Origin of the sequence: Mycobacterium sp., assembly GCF_049683935.1 — a bacterium.
Lineage (GTDB): Bacteria > Actinomycetota > Actinomycetes > Mycobacteriales > Mycobacteriaceae > Mycobacterium.
The window spans coordinates 1-1,525 of the sequence record NZ_JBAUJR010000100.1; the positions used below are offsets into that span (position 1 = coordinate 1).

The 1,525-nt window shown below is 69.5% G+C and carries 1 protein-coding gene and 1 pseudogene; both read left to right on the plus strand.

Going from position 1 to position 1,525, the window contains the following annotated elements; all coding sequences use genetic code 11:
• Positions 1 to 310 (plus strand): annotated as a pseudogene (locus WA965_RS05630) (hypothetical protein); the annotation flags it as partial.
• Between the two features lie 10 nt (positions 311 to 320).
• Positions 321 to 1,525: D-inositol-3-phosphate glycosyltransferase (gene mshA / locus WA965_RS05635; protein ID WP_526447205.1), on the plus strand; the 1,205-nt coding region annotated here is incomplete at its 3' end.

Genomic DNA, 1,525 nt, shown 5'->3' on the forward strand with positions numbered 1-1,525 from the left:
CGAACGGGCCGTCGCGCTGGTGACCGAACGGGCGCGGGTGCTCGGGGAGGCCGTCGCCCTGCTGCGGGACATGCTCAACCCGGACGATCTCGTGGTCGGCGGCCAGGCTTTCACCGAGTACCCGGAAGCCATGGGCGCCGTCGAGGCCGCATTCGTCGGACGATCGGTACTGCCGCAGCGAGACCTGCGCGTCACGACGTTCGGCAACCGGGTCCAGGAGGCCGGAGCCGGCGTGGTGTCGCTGAGTGGTCTCTACGCCGACCCGATCGGTGCAATGCGCCGCGCGCAGGCCCGTCGGGCCGCGGTGTAGACATGACGGTGTGCGTCTAGCAACAGACCTGGCCGGCCCGTCATCCCGACTGCCCGTGCCACGCCGGGTAGCGGTGTTGTCGGTGCACACGTCCCCGCTGGCGCAACCCGGCACCGGCGATGCGGGCGGCATGAACGTCTATGTCCTGCAGACCGCGCTGGAACTGGCCCGGCGCGGCGTGGAGGTGGAGATCTTCACCAGGGCCACGTCGTCAACCGATCAACCGATCGTCCCGGTGGCGCCCGGCGTGCTGGTGCGCAACGTGGTGGCCGGCCCCTTCGAGGGGTTGGACAAGAACGATCTGCCCACCCAGTTGTGCGCCTTCACCGCAGGCGTGCTGCGCGCGGAAGCCACTCACGAGCCGGGCTACTACGACGTCGTGCACTCGCACTACTGGCTTTCCGGGCAGGTCGGTTGGCTGGCCGCAGACCGGTGGGCGGTGCCGCTGGTGCACACCGCGCACACGCTCGCCGCGGTGAAGAACGCGGCGCTGGCCGCCGAGGATTCACCGGAACCCCCGATGCGCTCGATCGGCGAACAGCAGGTGGTCGACGAAGCAGATCGACTGATCGTCAACACCGAACACGAAGCACAGCAACTGATTTCGATGCACCAGGCGGATCCGTCCCGCATCGATGTGGTGCACCCGGGCGTAGATCTCGACACCTTCACCCCCGGTGACCGCCAGGCCGCGCGCGCCGCGCTGGGGTTGGATCCCGATGCCTCGATCGTGGCTTTTGTCGGCCGTATCCAGCCGCTCAAGGCGCCCGACGTCCTGCTTCGCGCCGCCGCCGAGCTTCCTGATATCCACGTCCTGATCGCCGGCGGTCCGTCGGGCAATGGCATGTCGACCCCCGACAACCTTGTTCAGCTTGCCGACGAGCTGGGTATCACCCACCGCGTGACATTCCTACCGCCGCAGTCGCGCGACGACCTGGTCCTGGTCTACCGGGCCGCCGACGTCGTCGCGGTCCCGAGTTACTCGGAGTCCTTCGGTCTGGTGGCCGTGGAGGCGCAGGCGTGCGGCACCCCGGTGGTCGCGGCCGCAGTCGGCGGACTGCCGGTGGCGGTCCGCGACGGCGTCACCGGTGCCCTGGTGAACGGGCACGACACCGACGACTGGGCGAAAGCGCTCGGCGACATCTTCCTGCGGGATCCGGCGGGCATGCGACGCGCCGCCGTCGAGCATGCCGCCGAGTTCTCCTGGGGGCACAC